Here is a 4,234-nt window from a genome sequence, read left to right as displayed (position 1 = left end):
TAGGCATCAGGGGGCATAATCTAAGTCCCAGGCTGTAGCGCCTCAGGCTCTGCGGATGCTCACCCTGATGCCAAGGCCTGCTGGTAGCTAATCAACAAGCCCGGAGAGACACAAGGCTCTGTCCGAAACCTGGCTGCGCTCGCTGACTTTTCAGACAGGGCCTTTCAGACAGAGCCTTGGCACGCAGCAGGGGGGGTGGCGGTACATCAGCCCAAGCGGATAAAGTAGAGATAGTGGCCGTCCGACTCCTCCTGCGCCACCAGCTCGTGCCCCAGGAAACTGCAGAACTTAGGGATGTCACGGGTGGTGGCGGGGTCCGTCGCCACCACCTTGAGTATTTCGCCGGAGCGCATGTCACGCACCTTGTTGTGCATGAGCATGATGGGCTCCGGGCAGTAAAGACCGGTCGTGTCCAGCTCGACCTGGTGGACGGGCTGCGAGTCGGCGGTATTCGTCATCGATCGACCTCGGCGTAGGGAACTGCTAGATGATAAAGATCATAATCGAACGTCGCATCATGCCTGGCCTGGAAGAGGAATACGAAGAAGCCGCCCGTGAGGCGATGCGTTTCTCTCTCGGTGCCAGAGGGTTCGTCGGCGGCGAAACCCTGGTCGAACGCGGCCGCAGCGACCGGCGTCTGATGATCGTCAAGTGGCGGGATCTGAACGCCTGGAACGAATGGTACACCAGCGAGGAGCGCTCCAGGGTGATGCAGCGCATCCTGCCGCTGCTCACCGAGGACGAGACCATTCGCATCTACGAGCCGTCCTACTGAGACGCCCTGACCTCTGCGCCTGGTCGCTGCAGCTGGCTGACCTCAGTCGTGCAGCCTGACATGCACCGTGACCTCCTCACGATCATGGTAGAGATGACGGCAGCGCAGCGTGGCGCGAACGCCGGCATCCCCCAGCGCCTCTTCCAGCAGAACCAGACAGCGCTGCACCTCCTCCCAGCGTCGTTTCATCGGTAGCTTGAGATTGAAGATCGCCTCCCGGCACCAGCGTCGAATCAGCCAACGCTGAACCATGGCAGTGACCCGAGCCGGTTTGTCGACGATGTCGCAAACCAGCCAATCCAACCGATAGGGCGGCTCCCAGACAAAGCCGTCCTCGCGCAGATGCTCGACCATGCCCGTAGCCATCAGCTCGCCCTTCATGGGGCCATTGTCAATGGCATAGACATGCATGCCCCGTGCGACCAATTGCCAGGTCCATCCGCCGGGCGCCGCTCCCAGATCCGCCGCCTGCATGCCCTCCGTCAGGCGCTCGTCCCATTCATCGCGCGGAATGAACTCGTGCCAGGCCTCCTCCAGCTTCAGCGTCGAGCGGCTGGGGGCAGCGGAGGGGAAGCGCAGCCGGCGAATGCCCCCAGGCAGTTCGCTGCGGTTACCGGGGAAGCTCATGCCCAGCTGCACGAGGTCGCCATCCATCCAGAACAGATGTAAACGACGCCCACCGGCCTTGCGACGCAGAGCTCCCCGCTTGCGCAGGGCCGATTCGAGCGGGCGCGTCAGCGCCTTGATCAACCCCGCCAGCGCCTTTCCCTCGTTGGTATCGGGCGTTTCATGCCAGATCGCATCGAAACTCCAGCCGCTCTCCACCACCTGCTTGAGGATGGGAGACAGCCTGTCGTCACGCTCCAACTGCAATGACGGCAGCGCTACCAGGCTCTGACGCGCAAAGATGAGCCGCTCGAATGCCAGCTGTCGATGTAGCTCGTTGGCCGGTCGCTCATCGTCGACGATGAAATTCACGCAGCCTGCCTGTTCGATGAATTCGGCCCTGCCCTGCCAGCCGAGTCGCTCGACGTTTGCCGCCACTTCGGCCGCCACATCGGCTTCGAAACCCGGGCGACAGTAGAAGAGCAGCTGATCGGGCACCATGCGTTCTGCCAGGCTGGACATCGGCGTTTCTCTCACGGATTCGTTGGTGACGCATGGTACCAGCCCTGGCCTTCGCTGTCGGCCACTCCGTAGTCGTTTAAACATCGTCTTTTAAAAATTTCTAATGTTCCATGTTGGTGCGCAAAAAATGGCGATTTGAAAGCGATTTCGACTCATATCAATGTCTAATCCCGACATAGCCTATGCAATTGCTGCATAGTGGTGCACTGAATTATAGTGAGCCCATCCTTTTCACCATCAGGACACAACGATGACTTACGTGCACGACACCCTCGAAGGGCTGAGAAAGAGCAGCCCTGCCCAAAGCGAGTTCTACCAGGCGGCCGAAGAGGTCCTCGAGTGCCTGCGTCCTCTGCTCGAAACGGTGCCGCGCTATCATCAGCACAGCATCATCGAGCGTATCGTCGAGCCAGAGCGTCAGGTCATGTTCCGTGTCAGCTGGGTCGACGATGCCGGCAAGGTGCAGGTCAACAAAGGCTATCGCGTCCAGTTCAACTCAGCTCTGGGCCCCTACAAGGGCGGCCTGCGTTTTCACCCCAGCGTCAACGCCAGCATCATCAAGTTCCTGGGCTTCGAGCAGATCTTCAAGAACGCCCTGACCGGACTGCCCATCGGCGGCGGCAAGGGCGGCTCCAACTTCGACCCCAAGGGCAAGTCCGACGGCGAAATCATGCGCTTCTGCCAGTCGTTCATGAACGAGCTGTATCGCCATATCGGCGCGACTATCGACGTGCCGGCCGGCGACATCGGTGTAGGCGCCCGCGAGATCGGTTACATGTATGGCCAATACAAGCGCCTTACGGGCAGCTATGAAGGCGTCTTCACCGGCAAGGGGCTGAACTGGGGCGGGTCGCTGGGCCGCAAGGAAGCCACCGGCTACGGTGCGGTCTACTTCGCGCAGAACATGCTCGAGGCGCGCGGCGACAGCATCACCGGCAAGACCTGTCTGGTATCCGGCGCCGGCAACGTGGCCATCTATACCATCGAGAAGCTCTACCAGCTCGGCGCTCGGCCCATCACCTGCTCGGACTCCCGCGGCACGATTCACCACCCCGAGGGCATCGATCTCGACACGCTGAAGCTGCTCAAGGAGGTCAAGCGCACCTCGCTGCGTGAGTATGTCGAACATCATCCCGAGGCAACGTACATCGATGCCCTGGACTACCCGAGCGACGGCCATGCCGTATGGCGCATCAAGGGTGAGGTCGCCTTCCCCAGCGCCACGCAGAACGAAGTGACCGAGGCCGACGCCATGGCGTTGCTCGGCAACGGCGTCCACTGCATCAGCGAAGGCTCCAACATGGCCTCTACCGCCACGGCGGTAGACCGCTTCCTCGAAGCCAGGATCGCCTATGGCCCCGGCAAGGCGGCCAACGCCGGCGGCGTGGCCACCAGCCAGCTCGAGATGGCGCAGAACAGTAGCATGCAGCAGTGGACCCTGGAGAAGGTCGACACCAAACTGCAGGCGATCATGGCAGACATTCATCGGCAGTGTGCGGGCACCGCCGAGGAGTTCGGCGAGCCCACCAACCTAGTGCTGGGCGCCAACATCGCCGGGTTCCGCAAGGTGGCCGATGCCATGATCGATCAAGGCGTCGTCTAAGCCGCTCCATCCAGGCCGTCGGGCTCCCGATGGCCGAACACGACAAAGCCCTGGCCTTCTCGGCCAGGGCTTTGCTTCATACGGGCACCTTCTTACCTACCGCCCGCTAAGCAGCCAGCTTCAAGCCCACCAGGCCGGCAAGGATCAGCACCAGGCTGAGCAGCCGCAGCGGCGAAGCGCTATCGCCATAGATCAGAATGCCCAGCAAGACCGTACCCACCGCACCAATGCCTACCCAGATGGCGTAGGCGGTACCCACGGGCAGTACCTTCATTGCCTGTGCCAGCAGATAGAAACTGGCCACCATGGCCAAGATCGTGAGCAGACTGGGGAGCGGTCGGGTAAAACCGTGTGACGCCTTCAGACCCAACGCCCACGCCACTTCGAGAAGACCGGCAACGACCAACAACAACCAGGCCATTGAGATTTCCTTCTGAGGGTCCGAGGCCGTCCCCGGGTTGGCAGCACACCATCGGGTCGTCCCGCTGGCGATCGGAGCCATTTTAGGCCCCCCAAACGGCGAAACCCAGCCTCTTTCGAAGCTGGGTTTCTGAAGAAGTGCCTGACGACCCGGGCGGCGCTCCGCTACTCTCCGTGGGAGGCCCCTAAACGGCGAAACCCCGACCAGTTGGCCGGGGTTTCTGAAGAAGTGCCTGACGATGACCTACTCTCGCATGGGGAGGCCCCACACTACCATCGGCGCTGAGCGGTTTCACTGCTGAGTTCGG

The 4,234-nt window shown here is 61.6% G+C and carries 5 protein-coding genes and 1 rRNA gene; 2 read left to right on the top strand and 4 right to left on the bottom strand.

Annotation, left to right across the window (positions count from 1 at the left end):
- Positions 1-206: 206 nt before the first annotated feature.
- Entirely contained in the window at positions 207-458 is a 252-nt protein-coding gene (gene tusA, locus HOP59_RS23375; RefSeq protein ID WP_010627690.1) for a sulfurtransferase TusA, read from the bottom strand.
- 29 nt (positions 459-487) lie between these two features.
- Here tusA and HOP59_RS23370 point away from each other — a divergent pair, with 29 nt between their 5' ends.
- A complete protein-coding gene (locus HOP59_RS23370) occupies positions 488-775 on the top strand; it encodes an antibiotic biosynthesis monooxygenase family protein (RefSeq protein ID WP_010627689.1) in 288 nt (95 codons plus the stop codon).
- 42 nt (positions 776-817) lie between these two features.
- Here the strand turns inward: HOP59_RS23370 and rlmM are convergent, their stop codons facing one another.
- Positions 818-1,903, bottom strand: coding sequence for a 23S rRNA (cytidine(2498)-2'-O)-methyltransferase RlmM (rlmM, locus tag HOP59_RS23365; RefSeq protein WP_010627688.1), 1,086 nt, complete (start codon positions 1,901-1,903; stop codon positions 818-820).
- Positions 1,904-2,153: 250 nt separating this feature from the next.
- On the opposite strand from rlmM, the gene gdhA reads away from it, so the two are divergent.
- Entirely contained in the window at positions 2,154-3,506 is a 1,353-nt protein-coding gene (gdhA, locus tag HOP59_RS23360; RefSeq protein WP_234255741.1) for an NADP-specific glutamate dehydrogenase, read from the top strand.
- A gap of 106 nt (positions 3,507-3,612) precedes the next feature.
- Here the strand turns inward: gdhA and sugE are convergent, their stop codons facing one another.
- A complete protein-coding gene (gene sugE / locus HOP59_RS23355) occupies positions 3,613-3,927 on the bottom strand; it encodes a quaternary ammonium compound efflux SMR transporter SugE (protein ID WP_010627686.1) in 315 nt (104 codons plus the stop codon).
- Positions 3,928-4,157: 230 nt separating this feature from the next.
- Positions 4,158-4,234, bottom strand: a 5S ribosomal RNA gene (gene rrf / locus HOP59_RS23710); the annotation flags it as partial.

It is taken from the genome of Billgrantia aerodenitrificans, from assembly GCF_021404405.1.
GTDB classification, from domain to species: Bacteria; Pseudomonadota; Gammaproteobacteria; order Pseudomonadales; family Halomonadaceae; genus Halomonas; species Halomonas aerodenitrificans.
The sequence above is the reverse complement of the archived record's forward strand: the minus strand, read 5'-3'. Positions and strand labels throughout refer to the sequence as shown.

Coding starts and splice junctions, on each gene's coding strand:
- HOP59_RS23370 (WP_010627689.1), top strand. CDS start 488: ATGATAAAGATCATAATCGAACGTCGCATCATGCCTGGCCTGGAAGAG.
- tusA (WP_010627690.1), bottom strand. CDS start 458: ATGACGAATACCGCCGACTCGCAGCCCGTCCACCAGGTCGAGCTGGAC.
- gdhA (WP_234255741.1), top strand. CDS start 2,154: ATGACTTACGTGCACGACACCCTCGAAGGGCTGAGAAAGAGCAGCCCT.
- sugE (WP_010627686.1), bottom strand. CDS start 3,927: ATGGCCTGGTTGTTGTTGGTCGTTGCCGGTCTTCTCGAAGTGGCGTGG.
- rlmM (WP_010627688.1), bottom strand. CDS start 1,903: ATGTCCAGCCTGGCAGAACGCATGGTGCCCGATCAGCTGCTCTTCTAC.